Source organism: Paenibacillus sp. FSL H7-0918, assembly GCF_038007025.1.
In the GTDB taxonomy this organism is placed as follows: domain Bacteria; phylum Bacillota; class Bacilli; order Paenibacillales; family Paenibacillaceae; genus Paenibacillus_AQ; species Paenibacillus_AQ odorifer.
This window is the reverse complement of sequence record NZ_JBBOWJ010000001.1, coordinates 1,194,266-1,220,155: the sequence shown is the minus strand read 5'-3', so window position 1 is coordinate 1,220,155 and position 25,890 is coordinate 1,194,266. Positions and strand designations below refer to the sequence as shown.

The following is a 25,890-nucleotide window of genomic DNA, read 5'->3' as shown; positions in this document are numbered from 1 at the left end:
CGTCCTCCAGGGTATTAGTGATGTTAAAATAGCACATGATTCTCGAGAACACAACACAAGAAATATAAAGATATTATTGATAGACTTGATCTATAAGAAGGTAAAATAGCACATTTTGGAGGCGGAGAAAATGCATCTTGTAGATCTAAATGGAAAATGGAAAATGAGACGTCTGCATGAGCCGAGCTGGCTGGAGGCTAGTGTGCCAGGTTCTGTCTATCACGATTTATTGAATGCCGGAGAAATGCCGGATCCGTTCTATCGTGAGCAGGAATATGAGGTTCTGGAATTATCCAATGACGATTACGAATATCAGCGTTGCTTTCAAGTGGAAGCTGAAGTGTTACAGCATGAGCGCGTATTTCTGCTGTGTGAGGGGTTGGATACGTTATGCGAGCTTTTTGTGAATGGAAATAACATTCTGAACAGTGATAATATGCACCGGACGTATGAAGTGGACATTAAGTCAGTGTTGAAGCAAGGCGATAACACCATTCACGCGATTTTCCGTTCCCCAGTGGAATTTGCTCTGCGGAAGCAAGCGGAGCTGCCGCTTAGCAGTTGTGCTGATGCAGTGGAGGGAATATCCCATCTGCGCAAAGCACATTCCATGTTCGGCTGGGACTGGGGTCCGAAGCTGCCCGATCTTGGAATCTGGAGAAGTCTCTCCATTCAGGGGTATGACAGTGCCCGTGTTGACGATGTTTATATTACACAATTTCACGAGCCGGATAAGGTTACTCTGGATGTTCGGGTAAGAACAGAGAGCTGGCAGGAGGTTGAACGGGAAATCGTAGTCAGTGTTCACACTCCAGCAGGTGTGGCCGTTGAACGTCGTGTGTTCGAAACTGCCGGAGAAGATCATCATATTACACTGGAAATTATCGAGCCAGAGCTGTGGTGGCCGAATAATCTGGGTGCACAACCCCTGTATAACGTCGAGGTTGTGCTGTTACAGAAGGGACAGGAGCTGGATCGTCGAGAACTGCGGATTGGATTAAGAACGATTTCTGTGAAGCAGGAAGAAGACCAGTGGGGACAATCATTCGCTTTTGAAGTCAACGGCGTGCTTATCTTTTCTACAGGTGCTGATTATATTCTGGAAGATAATCTTCTGCCTCGCGTGACTAAGGAGCGCACGGATCGCCTGCTCCAAAGCTGCGTGGCTGCTAACTTTAATACCATTCGCGTATGGGGTGGCGGTTATTATCCTGACGATTATTTTTATGATCTATGCGATGAATATGGGCTTATCGTCTGGCAGGATCATCTGTATGCCTGCGGGATCTATGCACTGACAGAATCTTTTGAGAACAATATCACACATGAGACGATCGACAATATGAAGCGCCTGCGCCATCACGCATCGTTAGGCTTGTGGTGCGGTAACAACGAACAGGAGATGGCTTGGGGCGATTGGGATTGGGAGAATCATTATTCGCTCCAGCTAAAGGCCGACTATATCAAGCAATATGAAGTGCTTCTGCCAGCCATTGCTAAGGAAGTTGATCCCAATACCTTTTACTGGCGTGCCTCTCCTTCCTCTAAAGGAAGCTTTGATAAGCCGAATGACGAGAACTATGGAGACATGCATTACTGGGGAGTTTGGCATGGCAAGGAGCCTTTTACCGATTACCGGAAGCTCTATCCGCGTTATATGTCTGAGTTTGGCCTGCAATCCTTCCCAAGCTTAAAGACGATTGAATCCTTTACGCTGCCGGAGGATCGCAATATTTTCTCCTATGTCATGGAGTCCCACCAAAAGAACAATACCGGAAATGAGAAAATTCTCTATTATATCAGCGAGACCTACAAATATCCGAAGGATTTTGAATCTATTCTCTATGCGTCCCAGCTTATCCAAGCCGAAGGCATGCGCTGTGGCGTAGAGCATTGGCGTAGACATAGAGGGCGCTGCATGGGCGCATTGTATTGGCAGTTGAACGATTGTTGGCCGGTTGCTTCCTGGTCTAGCATCGATTATTATGGCCGGTGGAAAGCAATGCATTATACAGCAAGACGTTTTTTTGCTCCAGTTCTTGCTTCTGCACATGACGAAGGAACCGTAGTTTCCCTGCATGTCTCTAATGAGAGCAGAGAGAAGGTGAGCGGTGAATTAAGATGGAGACTGCTTACTCCGACATCAGAGGTTCTAATGGAAGGTGCGAAGTCGGTGAAAGTTGAGGCTTTAAGCAGTGCCGAGTTCGATCGGCTTGATTTTGGTCATGTCTTGGATACAAAAGAGAAGAAACGTGAAGCCTATCTGGAATATGTATTTGAGGTAGAGGGGGAGACGATAAGCGGGGGAACCGTCTTGTTCGTTAAGCCGAAACACTTCAGCTTTGTTGATCCTGAGCTTGAAGCCGTAGTCACAGAGGAAGCAGAACAATTCGTTATTACTGTGAAGTCAAAAGCATATGCCCGTTTCGTTGGACTTGATTTCAAGGAAAGAGATGCGATCTTCAGTGATAGCTATTTCGACCTGTCAGCTGGCGTTTCAAGAATCGTTACGGTTGCCAAAAAAGATCTCGATAAACCAGCTACAGCTGAGGAACTGCGTGCCCAGCTTACTGTACGTTCCGTCTTTGATATTTAAGCAAAAGGTTATTTTCCTACTATATCTTAGGCTACCAAACTCCAAATGACAGTTTGATGATATATATTCTAGTGGTTTAGATCCTGTGTATAGATAGATCAATATTTTACTATAATAGGTATAGATATTAAGATTGTATCCCCTTCCATTTCACTCTAAAATAGACTTCGAAGAAGCATTAACTACAAACAATAAACGTTCTATTGAGCTACCTTAAGGAGAGTGCAAACATATTATGGGTATTTATTATGACGACAACCGCAAGGTGTTTCATTTACAGTCAGAGAAATCCAGCTATATTATTGAAATGATCAAAGGTGTTATTCCAGCGCATGTCTACTGGGGCCCAAAATTGGCAGGGAGAGAATTTCAACACCCGTTGAATTTGGTGGAACGTTGCTCTTTTAGTCCAACTTATTTGCAGGAGGATAAAAATATCTCTCTCGACACCTTGCCAAGCGAATTCCCTTCCTATGGAAACGGGGATTTCCGCGAACCGGCACTGGAGGTTCACCTAGTAGATGGCACGACCGTAACGGATTTCCGTTATAAGAGCTACACCATTAATAAAGGAAAACCTGCACTCAAAGGTCTGCCTGCTACTTATGTTGAAAGTGATGAAGAAGCAGAGACCTTGGAAATTATACTGCAAGATGATAAAACAGGATTGATCGCTGCCTTGAGCTATACCGTATTTAACGATCAGGATGTTATAACACGTTCCGTGCGGATTGAGAATCTGGGTAAGGACAATCTGGTTTTGAAAAGAGTATTAAGCGCGAATGTTGACTTCCATGATTCTGACTATGACATGCTGCAATTATCCGGTACTTGGACTAGAGAACGCCATATTCACAAAAGACCCCTCGTTCCTGGCATCCAACGGATTGACAGCAAACGCGGCTCCAGTAGCCATCAGCAGAATCCTTTTATGGCCTTGCTTGCAAAAGATGCGACAGAGGACCATGGCGAAGTTTATGGATTCAGCCTTGTGTATAGCGGGAGTTTCCTCGCCCAAGCAGAAGTGGATCAATACGGAATTTCCAGAGTAGGGATCGGTATTCAACCTTTTAACTTTCAGTGGTTGCTTGAACCGGGCGAATCCTTTCAGGCACCTGAAGCAGTATTAGTAAGATCCAGTGAAGGGCTTGGCGGATTATCGAGAACCTATCACCGTCTGTATCGGACCCGGTTATGCAGAGGTGAATTCCGCGATAGCAAGCGTCCTATTCTGATTAACAACTGGGAAGCGACTTATTTTAATTTTAACGCGGATAAAATCAAAGAAATTGCTAAAGCAGGCAAAGAGCTAGGCCTAGAGCTGTTCGTGCTGGATGACGGCTGGTTCGGCAAACGTGATAACGACGACAGCTCCCTGGGAGATTGGGTAGAGGATCGTCGCAAGCTGCCTGAAGGTCTTGGAAAGCTAGGCGAAGATATCACGGCAATGGGCATGGAATTCGGATTATGGTTCGAGCCAGAAATGGTATCGCCTGAAAGTGATCTTTACCGTGAACATCCAGACTGGTGTCTCCATGTACCTGGGCATAAAAGTTCATTAGCCCGCCAGCAGCTAGTGCTGGATTTATCCCGTAAGGATGTATGTGATTATATCGTCGAGTCAGTTAGCTCGGTATTATCATCCGCTCCGATTACTTATGTGAAATGGGATATGAACCGGAATATGACGGAGATTGGATCAGCGCTTCTTCCAGCCGAACGTCAACGTGAAACGGCACACCGTTATATCCTTGGACTTTATGATGTGCTGGAACGTATCGTTTCCCGTTTCCCTCATATTTTGTTTGAAAGCTGCTCCGGCGGTGGCGGACGATTTGACCCGGGAATGCTGTATTATATGCCACAGACCTGGACTAGCGATGATACGGATGCAGTGGAAAGATTGAAGATCCAATATGGAACAAGTATGGTGTATCCTGCGAGTTCAATGGGTGCCCATGTGTCGGCTGTTCCTAACCATCAGGTACATCGTATTACACCTTTGGAGACACGTGGTCATGTCGCGATGTCGGGTAATTTCGGCTACGAGCTGGATTTGACCAAGCTTACTGAAGCTGAGCGCGAGGATATCCGCAAGCAGGTTTCAGAGTACAAGGAACTGAGAATGCTGATTCAGTACGGTGATTTCTATCGACTGCTTAGTCCTTTTGAAGGAAACGAGACGGCATGGATGTTTGTTTCCGCTGATAAAAAAGAAGCCTTCGCCACCTACTTCCAAGTTTTGGCCGGGCCTAATCCACCGTTGCGCAGATTGCGTCTGAAAGGACTCGACCCTGCGAAATCGTATAAGCTTGAGCTTAACGGCGGAGTATACAGAGGGGATGAGCTGATGCACTTCGGACTCACGCTTCCACAGCTTGAGGGCGATTTCAGAAGCCTACTTTTCGTGCTTAGAGAAGTTTAATCAAAAAAGGAGGGTGTCCCAAAAGCCATTGGCTGCTGGGCACCTTCCTTTTTTTCTCCTTTTTTGAGTTCTTTTGTGACTAGCTGCGCGCCCGAAGCTGTTATTGGATGGGGTGTTTAGCAGAATGTTTACCTAGCCTTAGCCGGGGATAGCGGGCTCGAATAAGGGTGTTTAGCAAGATGCTTTGCTAGCCAGGTGCTGCCGTACGCGAATTAGTGCACCTTGTAAGTAGCTTGACGCCACTGGAGTTGAGTGTTTATAACTCGAAGTCGGCGGGCTCAAATTGGTGCACCATGTAAGTTGCTTCCCCAGCCAACACGGTGCTATCGGACTCAAATGAAGCTATCCGCAGTCTTTTCACACATTTAGAGTTTTATCGGACTGTATAGTCGCTATTGGCTCGAAAAGTACCTAATAAGCACCTCTTTCGAAGGAATAGCTGCACTGGAGTCCGAAACTGTGCTCAAAAGACGAAAAATTGGCAAATAGCGTCATCTGAGTCCGAAAGCGGCGGGGGAAGGGGGACTCGGTGCTTTCGTACGCGATTTTGGGTGTTTAGCAGGATGTTTACCTAGGCGGGGGCTGCCGTACGCGAATTAGTACGACATGCAAGTTGCATACCCGTCCAACACAGTGCTATCGGACTCAGATGCCGCTAAACATAGTCTTTTCACACATTTAGAGTTTTATCGGACCGCATAGTCGCTATTGGCTCGAAAAGTACCTAATATGCACCTTTTTCGAAGGAATCGCTGCACTGGAGTCCGAAACTGTGCTCAAAAGGCGAAAAATTGGCAAATAGCGTCATCTGAGTCCGAAAGCGGCGGTAGAGGGGGTGACACGGTGCTTTCGTATGCGAATTTGGGTGTTTAGCAAGTTGCTTCCTTAGCCGTGGGCCGCTGGACGCCAATTAGTACGCCTTGCAAGTTACTTACCCGTCCAACACAGTGCTATCGGACTCAGATGCCGCTAAACATAGTCTTTTCACACATTTAGAGTTTTATCGGACCGTATAGTCGCTATTGGCTCGAAAAGTACCTAATAAGCACCTCTTTCGAAGGAATAGCTGCACTGGAGTCCGAAACTGTGCTCAAAAGACGAAAAATTGGCAAATAGCGTCATCTGGGTCCGAAAGCGGCGGAGGGTGGTTATCCCGCGGTGCTGCTGTATGCGAATTAGGGTGTTTAGCAGGATGTTTACCTAGGCGGGGGCTGCCGTACGCGAGTTGGTACGCCTTGCAATTGTGAGTTGGCACCACCAGATCTGAATGGTTACTACTTGCATCCACCGGCCCCGAATTAGCACGCCACGCACGCCACGCCTGCCACGCCTGCCACGCCTGCCACGCCTGCCACTCAGCTCTATCGAAGCCGAATAGATATGCCTTGCAACATCAATTTTCAAAAAACACATGTTTGGACAGGAACTCTAGGTCCTGCTCGCGGTAAGTGGAGGGGCTAACTCCAAAGTAGGAACGAAAAACTTTGCCGAAATAGCTGGCATTGTCAAACCCGGTGTCCACAGCGATCTGGTAGATCGTCTGATCTGTTGTTTTCAGCATAGATGCTGCCAGCTCGATCCGTCTCCTTCTTAAATACTCAAAGGGCGAGAGATTGATGTTTTTTTGAAATAGCCTGCAAAGATGATGTTTGGAAATTCCAACATGTGCGGCGACATCGTCTAAGCTAAGGTTATTATTGTGCAGATCATTTTTCATGAATTGTATAGCGGCATGGAGTTTGTCATTTTTTATATAGGTGGTTAACAAACTCGGTTTCTTGAGGTATTTCTCCATGGACAATATCCACTGAAAGGCTTTCCCCGTTAGAAAATGCAAATCTCTTTCTTCATCAACCTGGATGTCCTTGAACATACTCCACAATAAATCCATCGGAACCGATTCCTGAGGGAGTTCTATAATGGGACCGCCATGTGCGATCAGCTGGTTCCAGAGTGAAATAGCTAGAGGTCCTCGTACATTCAGCCAAATGAATTCCCAGGGCTCTGTACCTTCCTCCGGATAATAATATCTGTGTATACTGGGGACAGTCACTAGGAAAGCTTTGCCCTTCGTTAATGGGTGAACAACCCCGTCTATTTCAATTCTACCCTCTCCAGATAAGGTGTACTGAAAAATAACACAACTTCTCTCCGTCCGGTTCTGGCCGTTGAATGAATATGCCGGAGTCTCGGCTTGTTCCCAGCCAATAGAATCAAACAGAAGCATAGAAGCTTGTTCTTCCGAGCGAATGGTGTAGGAGGAGCGCAACATTAGCAGGTTTCCTTTCCGTGGTTCGTTACTACATTCAAAGTGTAAACTTTTTTGTTGATCTGTTCAATTTTTGTTTCATTTAATCTGCTGTCTTCGATATTGATAAGGCGTAATGCCATACTGATCTTTGAACAGCTTAATGAAATATTGTGGCTTTTTGTAGCCGACTAGATGTGAAATATCGAGCACATGTAAGTTGGAATCGATTAATAACTTGGAGGCCTTTTCCAAGCGTTTAGAAGAAATGTAGCTCGATAAATTTTCGCCCGTCTCCTGCTTATAAAATTTAGACAGGTAAACAGGATGTAGGTGAACAATTTTCCCTAAGTCCTCCAGGCTCAAGCAATCACTAATATGATTGGAGATATAGGCTTGAATGGTATGAACAATGTTTTGATTGGAAAATTTAGCGCTTCTATCTAATTGGGTGAGGCTCTGCAAGATGGATTGAAGAGCCGTATTTGGCTCTAATAATTGATTGAAAATCCAGTCTGCGACCTCAGCTGATTGGATTTTATCAGTTGTGGAATACAGCAAATTAATGAATTCGAGCAGGTAGAGGAGCTTTTGTTTTTTGACAGTGAGCTTGGCAAAGTTTTTTAAAATGTTTTTTCTGGTTTGTTCCCATTCTCCAAGCTCTAATTTAGGGAGAGCACTAGAGGCACTCAGCATAGTAAAGTCACTGGCCCCAATATTTTCATTAAAAAAGAAATGATAAAAAATATGCCGAACAGCATGCTTTTGAGAAAATTCAAACGGCTCGGAAAAAGAAATGGAATCGACGCTGCTTGCCACAGTTTCGGTATTGGATTCTGGAATAATTCCAGTAATGGCTGATGGAGTGATCCAAATAAAGTCCCGTCCACCATTATGATCTTTTAACATCATTTCATCTTTCCCTCTAGCCCCTGAGGCGTGAAAAAAGCAAAAGTGCTCATTCCGTAAAGCAGTATCGAGTGTGCTGTGATCATAACGTAGTGGGGAAGGTCCGCTAATAACAGAAAGCAAGTAACCTAGCCCATCTATCTTTTTCTCTGCCACTGGGGTTTTTGGGGGTTTCTCAGCGATACTCTTAATAACTTGACTCATGGCTTTTTCCATATCCTCTTTATCAACCGGCTTGAGTAAATAATCGAGTGCACCCAAACGAATGGCTTGTTGTGCATAATCAAATTGAGAATAACCGGAAAGGAAAATTACCTTGGTAATGAGCTTTTTCTCATGAACATGATGCAGCAAATCAATGCCGGATACCTCGGGCATACGAATATCTGTAATAAGGATATCTATATGATTCTGATTCAATAGCTCCTTGGCTTCAATCGAATTTGTTGTCGTCTCAATATGCTCAATTCCAAATTTGCTCCAATCCAGCAGGTGTTTTAAATATTCAACGATGTAATGTCCGTCATCAACTATCAATAATCGCATATTGTCCTCCTTCATCCAGCGAGAAATCTATGAATGCCAGCACGGATAAACCACCCCAGTCATTGATGAAGAACCGCAGTCCGCTTAATTCACCATACGCATTTTTGAGGCGATGATGAATGTTCCAAAGACCAATTCCTCTTGATCCTTCAGGGGGGGACTCATTCTCAAGTCTGGCCATTAGCTGGTGTATTTCCTCATTAGATAGCCCCTTACCGTCATCGGCTACAATAATTAACGCTCCAGTATCAAGTTCTTTTACATCTATAGTAACGCGATAAGCCCCTTGCTGTTCTTCAATCCCATGCTGGATTGCGTTCTCGACCATAGGCTGGATAATCAGTGGCATAATCAGATGCTCTCCCAGTTCAGGAGGCAGGTTGATTTCATAATTTATTTTTTTGGAAAGTGACATGATGGATAAAAAATGATCGGCAAGCTGCAATTCAGAGGCCAATGTGACATTATCTGAATTCATTTTTGTTAAATAACGATAGTACTCTGCTAAATGCTTGCTCATCTGCATTACGGCTTCCGGTGAAGTTTTTGCCACAGCCATAATGAAAAACAGATTATTGTAAAGAAAATGTGGATTGATCTGAGCCTGTAGCTGTTTCACTTCGGCGTTTCTGCGCAGCTCGGTTTCTATTTTTAATGAAGCGAATAAAGCCTGTATTTTGGCGACCATGTGGTTAAAGCTTTTAAATAGACTATAAAATTGATTGTCCGGGTTCTCACTAATTCTGGTGCTGTAATTCCCTTGTTCCACTTGGTAGAATTTCTTGTCGAGCAAATATACATTACGATAATAGTTTCGATAGAACATAAAAATCACGATAAGGCCAATGATCAAGATCATTAAGATGCTGACAAAAAACACCTGTTTATTCCGGTTAAGCGGATTCAAAAAATCACTCATTCGCGTATAGGTAACAAGATACGTATCAATCGGCTCAATATACTTCGATAAAACATAATAATCGTCATCGTTGATATGATAGTCAAACTTTAAAATTTCATGTGCATTGGGTGTTATCGTCTCCTTGGCTTTTTCCTCGATTCGAATATCCACCGCTTTATTGCTAATCATTAAACTCTTGTTCACAAGTAAAAAGGCATTGGAGCTCTCGCCGCCACTCACTGCTTTCTCTAAAAGACTTGTTAAATACTCCTTTTTCAGCTTAACGCCCACGATGTACTGAATATTGGCAGGATTCTTAGGTTCATGAATATAAGGATAGATTGAAAAATAATACAAATTGTTATTAACAATCTGCCAGCCTCGCTGCGTGACCTTCTGAAAGGGCTGTTTGGCAAGCGAATCATGACCCGTAAAAATAAAAGTGCCATCCGATTTCCAGTAGATACCGATAGATTCAATCGCCTGACTGGAGAGAAGTGGTGCTGATATGCGGTCATAGATATCGTTTTTTTTCATCTGGGCATCGTAATTGTTCATCTCTTGTATTTTGCTTTGATAGAAACGTACGGAGGTGTCGGCTGTATATTGGATGCCATACAAACTTGCCTCAGAGATGATGCCATCCAGAATGCTTTCCGTATAGGCTAGCTGATTTTTGGAGGAGTTAACCAAGCTCTCTTGAATGGTTTTGGAACCTAGGGAGTTCATTACGAAAAACAAACTTAAGGTAAGTAAAAGGAAAAAAACGAAAAAATATATGAATCGTTTCATATTTACTTTTTTAATCATAAGCATTACTCCTGTCGCTAGGACTCGTGTGAATTCATCATAAGCCATATATTCCAAAAGAAAAAGAGAAGAGCTCTCGCAAAATGAAAGCGTTTATAAAGATGTTTAGCGAGTGGTTATGATATTTAATTTGAGACATTTTCGAATGAAAGCGCTTTTGTTAACATTAAACCAGAAAGAAATTAGCAGCCAAGAATGTAAAAGGGGGTAAGCACAATAGCACAGATAATGAATACCCAGCTCAAATGGAGTGAGAAAGCCAACGTTAAAAAAAGCAGAAAGAATCCTTGGAAAAAGGAAATCAAAAAAAATTGGCCGTTGTATGTTTTATGTATCCCAGCTTTGGTATTCGTTCTAATTTTTGCCTACGGTCCTATGGTCGGATTAGTGATGGCCTTTCAGGATTACAAGCCCTGGCTTGGAATTACAGGTTCAACTTGGATTGGTTGGGATAACTTCGCAAGAATCTTTCAATATAAAGAGGCAACACAATCCATTATCAACACCCTTATTATTGCTGTAATCAAAATTATAGTCGGAATTATTGTTCCTATCTTTATGGCGATTCTGCTAAGCGAGATTAGAAACATGGGGATTAAAAAGAGTATTCAAACCTTGGTCTATTTACCGCATTTTCTCTCTTGGGTAACCGTTGCCGGAATCATGATTGATATCTTAGGTCTGGATGGGGGCATAAATCATTTTCTTACGAATTTCCTCGGACTGAAACCGATTTTCTTTTTGGGGGATCCTACGCTGTTCAGACCGACGATCATCATCAGTGATTTATGGAAAAACTTCGGATTTGGCATGATTGTCTACTTAGCGGTGATTACAGGGATCGATCCTTCTTATTATGAGGCAGCTGAGATCGACGGCGCTTCACGCCGCCAACAAATACGCCATGTTACCTTACCGAGTATGATGCCAATGATCATCGTAATTGCAACGTTAAGCCTTGGGAATATCCTGGATGCTGGATTTGACCAAATCTTTAACTTATACAATCCACTCGTATATAGTACGGGAGATATCATCGATACTTATGTTTACCGGTCATCCTTATTGAATGGACAATACGGTTTTGGTACCGCTGTTGGATTGTTTAAATCCGGCATCAGCTTCATATTAATCGTAATTTCCTATCGAATTGCTTACAAGGTAGCTAACTATAAAATATTTTAAGTCGAAGTTGTTAAGCTTACAAAACTGTTAGGAGGAATGGGAGTGTATTATAAATCCAAGGGATATAGGATATTTTCGATTTTCAATCATATCCTCCTGATTCTAGTAGCCTTATCGTGTTTATTGCCTATGCTTCATTTGCTAGCACAATCATTTAGTAGTAAGACAGCGGTAAATGGGAATTTGGTATCCTTTTGGCCGGTGGACTTTAATATCGAAGCCTATGTGAAAACTTTTAAAAACACGAATTTTACAGGCTCCATGAGAATCTCAGTGGTCCGGACGGTACTAGGGACGTTAATCAGCATGTTCATTATTACAACGGCGGGGTATGCCTTATCCAAAGATTTCCGTGGGCGTAATGCTTTAATGTGGATTTTTATATTCACGATGTTGTTTTCCGGTGGATTGATTCCTTCTTATATATTGGTTACGAAACTTGGGCTCAAGGACACGATCTGGTCGCTCGTGCTTCCCGGTGCCTTCGGAGCTTATAATTTGATTCTGATTATGAATTTCTTTAAAACAATCCCTAAGGCGCTTGAAGAGGCGGCATTTATCGATGGGGCTTCGTTCTTCGTCATTTTCCGGAAAATCTATCTTCCGCTTTCCCTTCCCGGTCTGGCAACCGTTGGATTGTTTATCATGGTGGGGAGCTGGAACGCATGGTTTGATGGGATTTTGTATATGTCGAATACAACGGACTATCCGTTAGCTTCATTCTTACAGACTGTAGTGGTGCAAGGTTCAGCGCAGAGTATGGCACTTAGTCAATCAGAAGCAGCCGCGTTGTCAGAACAGAGTATCAAAGCTGCGCAAATTTTTATTAGCACACTGCCCATTATCCTTGTGTACCCTTTTCTACAGAAGTATTTTGTCAAAGGCATCGTTCTGGGTGCTGTAAAAGAATAACGTGACCAACATATAAAACTTTAATTCAAAGGAGCTTATTGATGAAAAAAACAGGGGCCTTAATAACGACTACTGTATTGATGGCAGGATTGCTAGCGGGCTGCGGCTCAAACGGTAAAGAATCTACTGCGGCAGAAGCGGTTCTCAAAGACGGCAAATACGATCCTCCTATTACTATCAACATCGCCAAGCAACAAGATGAGAATGCCGGTAAATATATCAACGGGGAGAGCTTAAATGATAATGTGTTGACCCGCTGGGGTGTCGAGAATCTAGGGATTAACATCCAAACTACTCTTTTGGGCGGTGATGCCTCCCAATATAATACGAAACTTCGTTTAGCGCTCACTGGTTCCGAGAAGCTTCCGGATGTTTTGCCAGTGTATGATACCTCATTAGAAAATGATCTGATTCAATCTGGACTTGTAAAAGATATTGCGGAGGACATTAACAAATACATGCCTGAGCGTCTGAAAGAAATATATAAACAATATCCAACAACGTTCAACCCGGTTATCCAGGACGGCAAGGTTTATGGGATGGCGATCTCGCCCAATCTCACTGAAGGTGAGGTCATGCTTATCCGTCAAGATTGGTTAGATACATTAAATTTAAAAGCGCCAACAAATATAGATGAATTTGAACAGGTAATCGCTGCTTTTACGAATGATGATCCGGATGGTAACGGAAAAAATGATACTTATGGATTTGATTTCTCGGGAAAAGATTCTTACAACACGGGCTGGGTAAGCGACTCTGTAATGATTTTTAGTGCTTATACAGGGAAGAGTCTCCCCGGCCAATGGTATAACGACAATGGAAAACTCACTTACGGTTCCGTCGCTGATGGGACAAAAGATGCGTTAGCTAAACTTCGCGATTGGTACTCCAAAGGGTATTTAAATAAGGAGTTGGCTACACAGGGTGCATGGGATGCACTGGCGGATTTCACTGAAGGTAAAGCAGGGATTATTATTGGCCGTCCTTGGCTGTACGGCAGTGTTAAAGATGTGGAAACTAACGTAAAAGGGGCTAAAATCAAAGCTTACCCAACAATTAACGGTGTAAGTGGGGATCGAACCTACCAATCCGGTCAACAGAACGATGGTGTCTTTATGTTTAATAAAGACTTTAACAATATGGAAGCTTTCTTCTTGTATTATGACAAGCTTTACGATGCAGCATTTGGTACCGGAGATTTCAAATATGGTTATGCTCAGGGATATGATTATGACATCGTTGGCGATGAAGTGGTATTCGATTCCAAGAAATTCAATACGCCTTTGGATGCCGCTCAAGGTGTAGGGAAAATGGCTTTTACCAAAAATACACCAAGTGTGGATGGCCCAGGTAAATCTTTTTATGATCTTTCCAAAGGTGCAAAAGCTGAGAATGGGGTCTTGATCAGATCGGCATCAAATGATGAAACAGCCAAAGAGGGATATGTGATTTCCTATGAGAATAGAGAGTCACTGCTTCCAAATGCATTTAACGGTCCACCTACCAAGACCATGCAGACAACTTGGGAGCAACTGAATACGATGGAAAAGGAAACCTTCACCAAAATTATTTACAGTAAAGAGCCGCTAACTGCGTACGATGACTTCGTGAAGCAATGGCATGACAAAGGCGGTACGAAAATTTCCGAAGAAATCAACGAATGGTATAACAATGCTAGCAAGGTGGATGTGATGTCTCAGATGGGATTGAAATAAGTTCGCAAGAACAGCAGGTTCAGTTAAGGTCATCCTTGGCCGGACCTGCTTTTTTGTCTAAAAATCTGATCCTCTGGAGGTTAATCATGGACGAAAATGCGAGTACAGTCACCCTACTAAATAGCGCTCCACTTCTGGATATGAGCGGAAATCCTGTACATGCACATGGTGGACATATGCTCTATACGGATGGATATTATTACTGGTTTGGTGAGAACCGGATGGATCGGCGGAGAGTGAGCTGCTACCGATCTGTGGATCTAGTGAATTGGGAATGGCGCAATGATGTGCTCACACTCGATTCACCGGTACAGCCGATTTATCATCGCACCACATTAGAGCTTGAACCCTTGGACAGGGAGGGGCGCCCAACGGGTGCGGTAATTGAGCGCCCAAAAGTACTCTACAACAAACTTACAGGGAGATTTGTTATGTGGATGCATTGGGAAAATGGACGCGACTACTCTGATGCGCGCTGCGCGATCGCTGATTGCGGGACGGTAGATGGGGATTATGTTTACCGGGGCAGCTTTAATCCGATAGGTAACATGTCTCGGGACTGCACCTTGTTCCAGGATGACGATGGGACGGCATATTTTATCTCCGCGGCAAGGGAAAATGCTGATCTTATTATGTATCGTCTGTCACCTGATTACCTCAGCATAGAAGAACAGGTCAAGACCTTGTGGCCCGGACAAGCGCGTGAAGCACCTGCATTAATGAAACGTCAGGGTGTATACTTCCTCATCTCGTCCGCCTGTACGGGCTGGTTGCCTAACCAAGGAACCTATGCCTGGTCCGAGGAATTATTTGGTCGTTGGTCACCCTTGCTGCCTTTGGGCGACATCACTACATACGACAGCCAGCCTGCTTTTATAGTTCCTATTGTAGGAACAGACAATGACCAGTGCTCTTACCTGTATGTTGGGGATCGCTGGGACCCTGCGGATTATTATGCCTCTTCCTATGTATTTCTGCCGCTCGGCTTTCCTTCTGACCGGGAAATGAAGCTTGACTGGGCAGAGCGAACGGTGATTGACCTAAGGAAGGGAATCGTAGCTGTGGAATGCGGCTCTGGTAGTGGTCTGTTCAGATTGAAAAGCTTAGGAATGGGGCTTTATCTGGCGGCGGGAAATCAATCCATTGAACATGAGGAGACCCTGAACGTCGAAGTCCGGACGCTTTCGTATGAAGATCAGCAGCAGAGATGGACGGTTGAATACGGGGAGAAGGGTAGGGCGAGAATTCGAAACAGTGAAAAGGCCTTATCTATTGGCCCGTTGAATTCCTTGCTGCTGGAGCCTATTCGTGACAACGAAGATCAGTTTATATGGTTGCTTACAGAGACAGAAGCAGGTTCACTGACTATTGGGAGCAATGACGGAAGAGTTCTTACCGTAGCAGGAGAACAGCGTGGGGGCTGGGGTTGTGTGTTTCTTGAATCCAAACGCTGCCATGATCCCCGTCTAGGTGCAGACCCGCAGCTTTTTCAACTGATTTCAGTAAGGTAAACAGTTTAGAGAAAAGAGGTATACCGATGAGTTTATCTGTCTCCTTCCCTATGGAATGGTTTAAAAGTGACCCCCATACACAACTTACTGCGACTTCCTCTGAGGCGTTTCAGTTCATCACTACACCAGAAGGTGGTGGATTTGAGCTTCAGTCAGGGCATCTGGAATCCGCCGCTTGGTGCGATTATGGTTTCGTTAATGCGGAGGTGTACCATGAAAGCCGTGACGTTCTGGTGCTGTTATTCAGTTTTTATGATCGGGATCATCGCGTCATTACTTATCATGTAGGAATTTTACCCGGTGTGCGCACGAAAATTTGTTTACCCTTGATTCATTTAAATGGTGAGAAGCTGTTCCTTCCCCGTTATCCGGGTGTGATGCAGACAGTACTGAGGGGAGATGCAGGCATCGATCGCAAGCATATCACCCGATTCTCTATCGCTACTCTCCCTTCAACAACAAGTAGAGCTGTGCAAATTAGTGGCTTGGCTCTAAGTCTAACTGAGCCCGTCTTTGAGTATGAACAGCAACCATATATAGATGATCTGGGCCAATTAAAGGGAAGGGATTGGCCAGGGAAAACGGTTGATGCAGAAGCGATGACGGATCGGCTGCGCACAGAGCGGAAACTTGCGGAACATGCTGATCACAATGGAGGTGACCTCAGCAGGTACGGAGGTTGGAAGGCGCTGAGATTCGCGGCAACTGGATATTTCCGCACGGAGTTTGACGGCAGCCGCTGGTGGTTCGTTGATCCAGAGGGTTATGCCCTGTTCAGTACGGGGATGGACTGTGTGGGTCCAGCTTGTTCTATGCATGTAACTGGCATGGAACACTTGATACCCTCATTGCCGGAGCGGGAAGGAATCTATCAAGAAGCTTGGTCACAGGATGGCGAGGAATTCAGCTTCGAGATTGCTAATCTGATCACTGCTTTTGGGGCGGAGTGGCGCTCTAACTGGGTGGCTATGACGGATTTTCGCTTACAACAATGGGGATTTAACACCATCGGCAACTGGTCTAATGATAGATTTATCAACGAATCCCAGCTTCCGTATGTTTATCCTCTAGTGGACTTTCCGCTGACGGAGCAAACTATTTTCCGGGATTTCCCGGATGTGTTTAGCCCGGAGTATGAGCGGAATGCCGGAAGCTTTGCGGAGCAGCTTCTTCCATTAAGGGAAGACCAGAGAATGGTCGGTTATTTCATGCGTAATGAGCCGCATTGGGCATTCGTGGATGGGTTGAATTTGACCGGGCAGATGCTGAAATCTCCGGTCCGTTATGCCAGTAAGAAGGAATTCATTCGCTGGCTTGCAGAAAAGTACAAAACAGTGGAACGATTAAACATGGCGTGGGATAGCGTTTTTGTAGAATTCGAGGATTTATACGATGTATCGAATGTGAATGTAACCGGGGATAATCTCACTTCTGCCCGAGAAGTGGATTATAACCAGTTTAACCGGATCATGATTCGACGGTATGTAGAAGTGCCAGCCCGTCTTTGCAAGCAGACGGATCCGAATCATCTGAATTTGGGAATGCGTTATGCCTGGGTTGGCAGTGATGAGGTGCTGGAGGGCTGCGAATGGTTTGATGTATTCTCTATGAACTGCTATCAGTTTAGTCCTGACAAGGAACAGATCGCCCAGATCAGCGGACGACTGAACAAACCAGTCATGATTGGGGAATATCATTTTGGTGCGGCTGAAGGCGGCATGTTGGCTTATGGGATCCGTGCGGTGGCAACCCAGAAGGAGCGCGGTGAGGCTTACCGTTATTATGTGGAGCAGGGGGCAGCCATCCCGCAGCTCATCGGAGTTCATTATTTTCAATGGAATGATCAGCCTGTGCTCGGACGTTATGACGGAGAAAACTATCAAATCGGTGTAGTGGATGTCTGCAACCGTCCATATGAACCTTTCGTGCACGCAGCGAGAAAGGCCCATGACCAGATGTATCAGGTGCGGACGGGTATGACAGCGCCCTATAATATTGTGCCAATGGAGATTCCGAAAACGGGATTCTGATTGCAAATCTTTACAACAAAAAGGCCCCCAGCCAATGGGGGGCCTTTTTTGTCCTCTCCTCTGCAATGTAGCCTCTTTACAAGCCAAGGCCGGAGGAGGGGAGTGAACCATCACGGGAATAGCGCTTGCGGTATTCGCCCGGAGTTATTCCGGCACAACGTTTGAACATACGGATGAAGGAATTTACGTTCTGATAACCGACCTGAAGCGCGATATCCTGAATCCGCAGTTCCAGATTCATTAGCAGCTCTTTGGCCCGCTCAATCCGCAGATTGTTCAGATATTCACTGAAGTTGATGTTTGTTTTCTCTTTAAAAATGCTGGACAGGTAACCTGGAGTTAAATTTAACTTGTCTGCTACTAGGTTGAGGTTGATGTCCTCGCCGTAATGTTTGTCTAAGTAATCCAGTACAAAGCTGATAATGGGGTCGCGCGACTCCGAGCGGCTACTGATGACCACGAGCACAGGACGAACCAGATCACGCAGCCATTCCTTGTATTGATCCATTGAGTGGAAAGCGTTAAATGGCTCTAGTCGCGGTGGTAAGAGACGCTCCGCTTCCGCTTGGGGCAGATTCAGCCTCGTCACCGTTTTGCTTGTCTGTTCCGCTGCTCCCAAGGCAAATGCCCGAAAATCCGCCGCCGCCGCGTCCTTGTGCTGCAGCTGCTCCAGCTGACGATCCAACCAAGCGAATACAGCCTCCTCATTGCCAGACTGCAGCAGATTGTGCAGCTCCTCTCCGTGTGTCACCTTTAAATGAAAGGATTTGGCGGATGAGGCTCTAGGTTCTACGATAATTTGTGTTTCCCCGTTCAATCTACGCTCATTTAACAACATCGATAGATTATTGTAGGCATCGGTAAATGAGGTTTCGCCTGAATATACCGGACTTACAGCAATAGTCAGATATAAGGATGTCTCCGAATCCAGCAGCTCCTTAAGGGTATCAAGAGCCTGCAGAAAACTGCTCTGCGGTCCGGGATTGAACAGGAGCAGCATGAGCTGATCATGTTCCGGCTGGAGTGCGACGCTTTCGCTTTCACCACCAGTGATCAAGTTTTGAACCAGCTTCCATAACATCAGTGTGTGTTTCTCCAATTCGTCCGGTAAGGTTTTGAAGCTGACCTTGAACAGAATGGAGGCATAGGGCTGTTCGGATTGCCTTACATCTTCAAGCTCCGCGAGGCTTTTACTCAGCGGGATATTTTTCACTTTATGAGTATAGGCATATTGGCGCACCAATGAGTTCTTATGATCAAGATCGGTCTGGATGAAGCGGTTACTCTCCAAAATGGAGCTCAGGCGGTCGCCAATAATGGCGAATTCCTTCACACTGCTCAATTTTTCAGGCCGGCTGCCTGCCTTACGGTCCAAGGCGGCAATCAGGCGCTGGAGCGGTTGGTTAAGCCGGTGGCTGAAGATTAGGGATGAGAGAACACTGATCAGTACTGCGGCAGAGAGTAATACAGCCAGCAATAGCTGCATCCCCCGCATTTCCGCAGCAATAGCCGCCACCTGGGTCACTCGGATATAGGTGAATCCAGTCTGTTTACCTTTTTCATAGAAGTAATATTGGTCTCCGACCCGCTCATGGGCATTGCCACTTTCCGGAAGCTGGCTTGTTTGCAGTTTACCCTCTGATGTAGAGAACAATAGATTCTTCTGCGCATCCAGGATATAGAACGGGGTATTGCCGGCATCTCCGTAGGCAGCCTGCATCAGCTGCGGATTCAGCATGACAATGCCGTACACTTCCTCATAAGGAATCGCTTTGACCAGCACTGGCATTAACCTTCCGAGCGTACGGGTGGAATGTATGGTTTTCTCGGTAAAGGTTACGGCGGGCATGACTTTTAAAAATTGATTGTCCATCGTTTGCCGGCTCCAGTACTCCGGAGGGTATTCTGCACTGAAGTAGTATTTACCGAACATATCTGCGGCGCTGCTTAGGCCCTCCCTCTCCAGTACATAATTTTCCTTTTTAAAATAAAGAATGAAATTTTCGATATGCAGAAAAGGATTAGCATACAGCGTTGAGAGATCCGATATCACTTCTGCCGGGATATCATATCGTCGGTTCTCTTTGAGGTGGCTTAGAATGCCCAGATTGGCAGTCCATGAATCGGATTGGGTGAGGGCAAGAATCATGTTCTGGGTCAACCGGAAATGATTTTCGTAGCCTTCGACCGTTTGTGCGAGGCCAAGCTCATTTTGCCGGATCATCTCCTTATAGATTTTGCCGCTTAAATACAGATGGGAGAACAGATTAAATGATGCCAAAATCAAGATGACACTGAGGAAGCTTAGCATCAGCTTAACGAACAGGGCATTCAGCGCAAATTTGCCTGTAACGGATCTCTTCATATGTATCCCCCTTTGGATGCACCCGTAAATGAATTGGATTAATTCTATCATAGCGGCAAAAAGCTAACACCAACAATATGCAATTTTGCTGATTTGTACGCTATTCTATGGAAATCCGCAGTTAAGGCGAAATGTTATATAACATGTAGATAGCGCTTTCCAAAGAAATGCAGCTATAATTCGGAGACAAATCCCAGGAAAAAGGGGGAAGTAATCTGACATCTATATGATTTATGATCATTTTAACAAGAGGAGACATGCATATGGCTCAAGCTAGCGTAGTGCAGGACAAAATGCGAAAGAAAGTGCACCGGCGACCCCAACGACCTCAACGCCACAAAGCGGGAATCCTTCGAACTTGGAATAAAAACAAGGCGCTCTGGCTGCTGTTCCTGCCGTGCCTGTTGTATTATTTGATCTTCCGCTATGCACCGATGTTTGGATTAGTTATCACTTTCAAGGATTACAATCTTTTTAAAGGGATTTGGGCCAGTGATTGGGTGGGACTCAAATATTACAGGATGTTTATAGAGAATCCCGATTTTTGGCCGCTGATGAAAAACACTTTTCTGCTTGGTTTATATAAGCTGTTTTTTGGCTTCCCGGCACCCATTCTCCTGGCGATTCTGCTTAATGAGGTGCGCAAGGCTGCTTTCAAACGAGTTGTGCAGACCGTCAGCTATCTTCCACATTTTATCTCAAATGTCATTGTAGCCAGTATGGTGATCATGTTTTTATCCCCAACCGGAGGGCTGATTAATAATCTGCTTGGTGCCATAGGGATTGGACCGATCAATTTCATGAATGAACCTGGATTGTTCCGCGGTATTTATGTCCTGTCGGAGATCTGGCAGCATATCGGCTGGGAGACTATTATCTACTTGGCCGCGTTGACCGCTATCGACCCGCAGCTGTATGAAGCTGCTGATATGGACGGAGCCAGCCGCATGCGTAAAATATGGCATGTCACCTTGCCCGGCATTTCACCCGCCATCGTGATCACCTTGATTCTTAATATCGGTAAAGTGCTCGAGATTGGCTTCGAGAAGGTGTTCCTGATGCAGAACCCGGCGATCTACGACACAGCGGATATTATCAGTACTTATGTCTATAGGGTGGGTATGGTGCAGGGGAACTTCAGCTATGGCGCTTCTATTGATCTTTTTATGGGCGTGATTAGCTTGATCTTCATCTATACAGCAAATTACATCAGCCGTCGTGTAAGCGAGACAAGTTTATGGTAGAAAAGAGGTGTGGTGATGAGATCACCCCGTTTATCCTGGTTTAATGTCGTGAGCACTTTTATCCTTCTCGTGGTTGTGGTGGTCACGCTTTATCCGTTCCTGCATATGCTCGCTGTCTCTCTCAGTAGTGATGTGCATGTCATGAAGAATACCGTTTCTTTTTGGCCTAAGGGATTTAACCTGAATATGTATAAGCTTGTACTCGGAGATTCGCAAATCTGGGTGGCTTACAAAAATACACTCATTTACACCGTGCTTGGCACCCTTATCTCGCTGGTGGTCACCTCCACGGGTGCCTATGCACTCTCACGCAGTGATATGGCGCTGCGCAAGAGCTTCACCCTGTTGATTGTGGTGACGATGTTTTTCAGCGGAGGAATGATTCCCACGTTCCTCGTGGTTCGCTCCCTGGATATGGTCGATACCGTATGGGGCATGGTGCTGCCGGGTGCGGTTAGCACTTGGAATCTGATTCTGATGCGGACCTTTTTCTCCGGCATTCCTAAAGAGCTGGAGGAGTCTGGCCGCATCGACGGACTGAATGATATCGGCATATTTATCCGTATTATTGTTCCGCTTTCCAAGGCTTCCTTCGCCACCATAGCGCTCTTTTACGCGGTTGGCATGTGGAATAACTTTATTTACCCGCTGCTCTACCTTCGCTCACCGGGTTTGTTCCCGCTGCAAGTTCTGTTGCGCAATCTGGTGCTGGCTGGCAGTGCTAGCTCGGGAGATGTTACTAGCATTGGAGGTGACAACATGGTGATAGAAGAATCGCTGAAGTACGCGACGATTATGGTCTCGACGCTTCCGATTCTGATTGTGTATCCATTTGTACAGAAGTATTTCGTTAAGGGGGCCATGATTGGCGCGGTTAAGGGATAGGCGGGTGGAACCGTCAAAAATTCAGCATAAGGGAGAGATCGTAATGAATAAATGGAAATCTGTACTGCTGCCACTGATGATTGCAGCAACCGTAGTAACTGGCTGCAGCGGAGGGGGCAATGACATCTCGCCGCAGAGTAATACTCAGGGCAGCAGTACCGCTTCACCTGCTGATTCGTCCAAAACGGAAAAAACCTTCACTGCGCTCTTAGACAACAATGCTACGTTCCCTTATTCGAAAAGCTGGCCTATTTGGAGCTGGCTGAAAGAGAAAACCGGTGTCACACTCGAGGTACAGACCCCTTCCGGAAAGCTTGAAGAGAGCTTGAACCTGGCGATTGCCTCGAAGGCAATGCCGGATCTGATGTATATGCCTAACCGCAAAGAATCGAATAAATTCGGGCAACAGGGTGCGTTGGTGGATTTGATGGAGTATATGGACAAAATGCCGAATCTGACCGCCTGGGTAAAGAAGTATCCAGAGGAAGCGAAGGCTGCACTATCTGCTGATGGCAAAATGTATATGTTCCCGAATCAGGGCTTTGGCGAGACGAACCGCATGATCTGGTTATACCGTAAAGACATTTTTGACAAAGAAGGAATCCAGGCACCAGCCACATATGAGGAGCTGCATACAGCTCTAAAAACCTTGAAGGCGAAATATCCGGACAGCTATCCGCTTTCGATCCGCTACGGACAAATTCCCGATGAAATGAATGCCAATATGACAGTGAATTACGGGACGGGTGAAGGGGCTTATTATGATTTTGATAAAAAAGAGTGGCTTTTTGGACCCACGGAAGATAGTTACAAGGAAATGGTGGGTATGTGGAAAATATTTTATGACGAAGGGCTGATTCCGCCCGACTTTCTATCTCTGCAAACTAAGCAATGGCAGGACATGGTGTCCACGGGCAAATCGTTTGTGACCATTGATTACATCAGCCGGATCGATTTTTTTAACAATGCGATGCAGCAGGAAAATCCGGAGTTCAACACGCAGTTCATGGCTCCTCCAGCGGGCATTGCCGGCGGCAAGCAACTGAACCCGTATTTTCATTATATGGAAGGTGGCCTAACCGTGGCTTCAACCTCAAAGAACATCGATGATGTGATGAGCTATATGGACTTTTTCTATTCCGAAGAGGGACGTACGCTCAGCAGCTGGGGCGTGGAGGGCGAGACGTATGTGAAGGAAGGCGACACGATTAAGTTCAAACCAGAGTACAACGATGTGATCGAAATGCGGAAGCAGACAGGACTTCAGACTAGCGGAACGTACACCTGGATCGACTTTGGTGCACATCTGTCGTTGTTCTCAGACAATTTGAAGTATGCCTTTGAAGAAGCGACGAAATATGATCCGTCCATGATGCAGCCACGGCCTGCATTTACGGAGAAAGAGAATGAAATTATTGCGATTACCGGCCAGGCGATCCAAAAACACCGCGATGAAAGCTTTGCCAAGTTTGTTACCGGCTCCCGAAAGCTGGCCGACTGGGACAAATATGTGGAGGAGATGAACAATCTCGGCGTGGATAAGCTGCTGGCTACTTATAAGGAAGCTTACGACCGTGTTCAGAACATTCAGTTAAACGGGAATTAATCTGTCTGGTGCCAAGGACAATAGTTGCCCGGAAAGGATGAGCGGGATGAATGACATCATTAAGCCTTTAGAGACACACAGAGTGGAGCAGATGTCCGTTCAGGTTTATGAAGATCGTAACCTGATGGGCGCTGCGGCGGCATCGCAGGTTGCGCAGAAAATTAGAGCTTTGCTTCAAGATTCTGCGCGTCAGGTCCGAATTGTGTTTGCTGCCGCACCTTCGCAAAATGAACTGTACGAGGGGCTGGTGCGGGAGCAGGGGATGGATTGGTCCCGGGTCAATGCTTTTCATATGGATGAATACATTGGCCTTGCGGCTTCGGCTCCCCAGCGTTTCGGCCGTTTTTTGACAGATCGGCTATACAGTCGGGTTAACCCTGGCCGGGTAGAACTGCTGGATGGTCTCGCCGCTGATGTGGTGCAGGAATGCCAGAGATATTCGGCTTTGTTGAGCGAGGCGCCTATTGATATCGTTTGCCTCGGGATCGGGGAAAACGGGCATATCGCGTTTAATGATCCGCCAGTCGCTAATTTTACCGACCCGCAGCTGGTCAAAGCGGTCGAACTGGAGGAAGCCTGCCGCCGCCAGCAGGTGAATGACGGTTGTTTTACCTCGCTGGACGAGGTGCCAACCCATGCGCTGACGCTTACGGTACCAGCCTTGCTGGCTGGCCGTCACCTGTACGGAATTGTACCGGGAGTGTCCAAACGCAAGGCTTTACACGCGGCACTTCATGATTCGATCAGCACGGCATGTCCAGCTACTATTCTGCGCACCCATCCGGAGATCACGATGTTCACGGATCGGGCTGCCTTCGGCCTATGAACGCGCCAATTAAGGGAAAGCACTATAAAACTGGGCGGCCGGTTGAGGTAAGTGTCGAGCAGGGGCGAATCACTTCGGTCACCGAACTTGCGGAGAGTCCAGCCAGGGCTGATTGGCCCTGGCTGGCACCCGGGTTGGTGGATCTGCAAGTGAACGGGGGCTGGGGGCTGGATCTCAATACGCTGCCTTTACAGCCTTCCACGGTATTGGAACTATCCGGACTTTTGCTAGGAAACGGGGTAACCAGCTATTGTCCAACTCTGATTACTAATGGCAAAGAAGCGCTGGCTCAAGCGGTCTCCGCCATTGCGGAAGCCGCTTCGCTGTATCCGGAAGATGCTGGGGGGATTGTAGGAATTCATCTGGAAGGTCCTTTTCTGTCACCAGAAGAGGGGCCACGCGGCGCCCATCCAAGGGAACATATTGGCCCGCCAGATTGGGATAGGTTATGCCGCTGGCAAGAAGCGGCTGAAGGGCTTATCCGTATCCTCACCGTTTCCCCGGAATGGCCAAACGCCGCTGCATTTATCGCCCGGTGCAGTGAATCAGGCATCCTTGTTTCCATAGGGCATACAGCAGCTTCCTCCGAGCAGATTAGGGAGGCGGTTGCCGCAGGAGCGGTGATGTCTACGCATCTCGGCAATGGTGCACATCTAACACTGCCCCGTCATCCCAACTATTTGTGGGAGCAGCTGGCGGCGGATGAACTATATGGCTGTATGATTGCAGATGGTCAACATTTACCACCCGCTCTGCTGAAAGTAATCCTACGGATGAAGCGCAGCCGCACCATCTTGGTCAGCGATGCTGTATCACTGAGCGGAATGCCGCCGGGAACTTATCACCTGCACATTGGTGGAGAGGTTGTATTAACAGCAGAAGGGCGGCTGCATCTGGCTGGCAATCAGCAGCTGCTTGCAGGTTCCACCATGATGCTTCCAGATCAGGTGGCCTATCTTGCCAAGGCTGGATTAGCTCGGTTGTATGAAGCCTGGGATTGTGCTTCTGCTCATCCGGCCACACTGCTGGGGCTGGAGCAGGCGGCAGGGCTTAGGGCTGGAGCGCCTGCCGATCTCGTGAGCTTCTGCTATGAAGACAGGACACTTACCGTGCTGGAATGCTGGAAAAAGGGTCATAGCAGGGCTTGCAGTAATTAATTACAGCAAAGATTAGGAG

The 25,890-nt window shown here is 46.1% G+C and carries 16 protein-coding genes; 12 read left to right on the top strand and 4 right to left on the bottom strand.

The annotated features are described in order from the left end of the window. Positions 1 to 130: 130 nt before the first annotated feature. Positions 131 to 2,596 carry a beta-mannosidase gene (locus tag MHI15_RS05660; RefSeq protein ID WP_341164205.1) on the top strand — a complete coding sequence of 822 codons (2,466 nt, stop codon included), beginning with the start codon at positions 131 to 133 and terminating at the stop codon, positions 2,594 to 2,596. 235 nt (positions 2,597 to 2,831) lie between these two features. Beyond that, the gene (locus MHI15_RS05655; protein WP_076304597.1) at positions 2,832 to 5,021 is read left to right on the top strand and encodes an alpha-galactosidase; all 2,190 of its coding nucleotides are present in this window, start codon (positions 2,832 to 2,834) and stop codon (positions 5,019 to 5,021) included. A gap of 1,393 nt (positions 5,022 to 6,414) precedes the next feature. Here the strand turns inward: MHI15_RS05655 and MHI15_RS05650 are convergent. The 3 genes from MHI15_RS05650 to MHI15_RS05640 all read right to left on the bottom strand — a co-directional run bounded on the left by MHI15_RS05650 (position 6,415) and on the right by MHI15_RS05640 (position 10,435). Then, complete coding sequence (locus MHI15_RS05650) at positions 6,415 to 7,293, bottom strand: helix-turn-helix transcriptional regulator (RefSeq protein WP_076130289.1); 879 nt, start codon at positions 7,291 to 7,293, stop codon at positions 6,415 to 6,417. A 75-nt stretch (positions 7,294 to 7,368) separates the two neighbouring features. Further along, positions 7,369 to 8,724: a response regulator transcription factor gene (locus tag MHI15_RS05645; RefSeq protein WP_341164204.1), complete on the bottom strand. Its 1,356-nt coding sequence runs from the start codon at positions 8,722 to 8,724 to the stop codon at positions 7,369 to 7,371. Then, positions 8,705 to 10,435 carry a sensor histidine kinase gene (locus tag MHI15_RS05640; RefSeq protein WP_076302658.1) on the bottom strand — a complete coding sequence of 577 codons (1,731 nt, stop codon included), beginning with the start codon at positions 10,433 to 10,435 and terminating at the stop codon, positions 8,705 to 8,707. Before MHI15_RS05640 ends, MHI15_RS05645 begins: the two co-directional genes overlap by 20 nt. Positions 10,436 to 10,663: 228 nt before the next feature. Here MHI15_RS05640 and MHI15_RS05635 point away from each other — a divergent pair, with 228 nt between their 5' ends. The 5 genes from MHI15_RS05635 (at position 10,664) to MHI15_RS05615 (ending at position 17,788) form a co-directional block, all read left to right on the top strand. Continuing rightward, a complete protein-coding gene (locus MHI15_RS05635) occupies positions 10,664 to 11,620 on the top strand; it encodes an ABC transporter permease (protein ID WP_081382600.1) in 957 nt (318 codons plus the stop codon). A gap of 42 nt (positions 11,621 to 11,662) precedes the next feature. Further along, the gene (locus MHI15_RS05630) at positions 11,663 to 12,532 is read left to right on the top strand and encodes a carbohydrate ABC transporter permease (RefSeq protein WP_081383383.1); all 870 of its coding nucleotides are present in this window, start codon (positions 11,663 to 11,665) and stop codon (positions 12,530 to 12,532) included. A gap of 41 nt (positions 12,533 to 12,573) precedes the next feature. Next, positions 12,574 to 14,247 (top strand): hypothetical protein, encoded by a 1,674-nt coding sequence (locus MHI15_RS05625; protein WP_341164203.1) that lies wholly within the window; start codon positions 12,574 to 12,576, stop codon positions 14,245 to 14,247. An 86-nt stretch (positions 14,248 to 14,333) separates the two neighbouring features. Beyond that, on the top strand, positions 14,334 to 15,758 hold the full coding sequence (locus tag MHI15_RS05620) for a family 43 glycosylhydrolase (RefSeq protein WP_076130285.1): 1,425 nt from the start codon (positions 14,334 to 14,336) through the stop codon (positions 15,756 to 15,758). A 26-nt stretch (positions 15,759 to 15,784) separates the two neighbouring features. After that, positions 15,785 to 17,788 carry a beta-galactosidase gene (locus tag MHI15_RS05615; RefSeq protein ID WP_076306420.1) on the top strand — a complete coding sequence of 668 codons (2,004 nt, stop codon included), beginning with the start codon at positions 15,785 to 15,787 and terminating at the stop codon, positions 17,786 to 17,788. Between the two features lie 76 nt (positions 17,789 to 17,864). Here the strand turns inward: MHI15_RS05615 and MHI15_RS05610 are convergent, their stop codons facing one another. Next, positions 17,865 to 20,153 (bottom strand): helix-turn-helix domain-containing protein, encoded by a 2,289-nt coding sequence (locus MHI15_RS05610; RefSeq protein WP_341164202.1) that lies wholly within the window; start codon positions 20,151 to 20,153, stop codon positions 17,865 to 17,867. 263 nt (positions 20,154 to 20,416) lie between these two features. Here MHI15_RS05610 and MHI15_RS05605 point away from each other — a divergent pair, with 263 nt between their 5' ends. From MHI15_RS05605 to MHI15_RS05585, 5 genes are read left to right on the top strand one after another with little or no spacing between them, the layout of a single operon-like run. Then, positions 20,417 to 21,397 (top strand): ABC transporter permease, encoded by a 981-nt coding sequence (locus MHI15_RS05605; RefSeq protein ID WP_081386549.1) that lies wholly within the window; start codon positions 20,417 to 20,419, stop codon positions 21,395 to 21,397. 15 nt (positions 21,398 to 21,412) lie between these two features. Then, entirely contained in the window at positions 21,413 to 22,282 is an 870-nt protein-coding gene (locus MHI15_RS05600; protein ID WP_341164201.1) for a carbohydrate ABC transporter permease, read from the top strand. 43 nt (positions 22,283 to 22,325) lie between these two features. Then, positions 22,326 to 23,888 carry an extracellular solute-binding protein gene (locus MHI15_RS05595; RefSeq protein WP_341164200.1) on the top strand — a complete coding sequence of 521 codons (1,563 nt, stop codon included), beginning with the start codon at positions 22,326 to 22,328 and terminating at the stop codon, positions 23,886 to 23,888. Between the two features lie 37 nt (positions 23,889 to 23,925). Beyond that, a complete protein-coding gene (locus MHI15_RS05590) occupies positions 23,926 to 24,714 on the top strand; it encodes a glucosamine-6-phosphate deaminase (RefSeq protein ID WP_339244405.1) in 789 nt (262 codons plus the stop codon). Further along, complete coding sequence (locus MHI15_RS05585) at positions 24,711 to 25,871, top strand: N-acetylglucosamine-6-phosphate deacetylase (protein WP_341164199.1); 1,161 nt, start codon at positions 24,711 to 24,713, stop codon at positions 25,869 to 25,871. The genes MHI15_RS05590 and MHI15_RS05585 overlap by 4 nt, the downstream gene beginning before the upstream one ends. Positions 25,872 to 25,890 lie beyond the last annotated feature (19 nt).

Bases quoted from the DNA above. Each gene is read 5' to 3' on its own strand.
- MHI15_RS05660 (WP_341164205.1), top strand. From the start codon at position 131: ATGCATCTTGTAGATCTAAATGGAAAATGGAAAATGAGACGTCTGCAT.
- MHI15_RS05655 (WP_076304597.1), top strand. From the start codon at position 2,832: ATGGGTATTTATTATGACGACAACCGCAAGGTGTTTCATTTACAGTCA.
- MHI15_RS05650 (WP_076130289.1), bottom strand. From the start codon at position 7,293: ATGTTGCGCTCCTCCTACACCATTCGCTCGGAAGAACAAGCTTCTATG.
- MHI15_RS05645 (WP_341164204.1), bottom strand. From the start codon at position 8,724: ATGCGATTATTGATAGTTGATGACGGACATTACATCGTTGAATATTTA.
- MHI15_RS05640 (WP_076302658.1), bottom strand. From the start codon at position 10,435: ATGATTAAAAAAGTAAATATGAAACGATTCATATATTTTTTCGTTTTT.
- MHI15_RS05635 (WP_081382600.1), top strand. From the start codon at position 10,664: ATGAATACCCAGCTCAAATGGAGTGAGAAAGCCAACGTTAAAAAAAGC.
- MHI15_RS05625 (WP_341164203.1), top strand. From the start codon at position 12,574: ATGAAAAAAACAGGGGCCTTAATAACGACTACTGTATTGATGGCAGGA.
- MHI15_RS05620 (WP_076130285.1), top strand. From the start codon at position 14,334: ATGGACGAAAATGCGAGTACAGTCACCCTACTAAATAGCGCTCCACTT.
- MHI15_RS05615 (WP_076306420.1), top strand. From the start codon at position 15,785: ATGAGTTTATCTGTCTCCTTCCCTATGGAATGGTTTAAAAGTGACCCC.
- MHI15_RS05610 (WP_341164202.1), bottom strand. From the start codon at position 20,153: ATGAAGAGATCCGTTACAGGCAAATTTGCGCTGAATGCCCTGTTCGTT.
- MHI15_RS05605 (WP_081386549.1), top strand. From the start codon at position 20,417: ATGGCTCAAGCTAGCGTAGTGCAGGACAAAATGCGAAAGAAAGTGCAC.
- MHI15_RS05600 (WP_341164201.1), top strand. From the start codon at position 21,413: ATGAGATCACCCCGTTTATCCTGGTTTAATGTCGTGAGCACTTTTATC.
- MHI15_RS05595 (WP_341164200.1), top strand. From the start codon at position 22,326: ATGAATAAATGGAAATCTGTACTGCTGCCACTGATGATTGCAGCAACC.
- MHI15_RS05590 (WP_339244405.1), top strand. From the start codon at position 23,926: ATGAGCGGGATGAATGACATCATTAAGCCTTTAGAGACACACAGAGTG.
- MHI15_RS05585 (WP_341164199.1), top strand. From the start codon at position 24,711: ATGAACGCGCCAATTAAGGGAAAGCACTATAAAACTGGGCGGCCGGTT.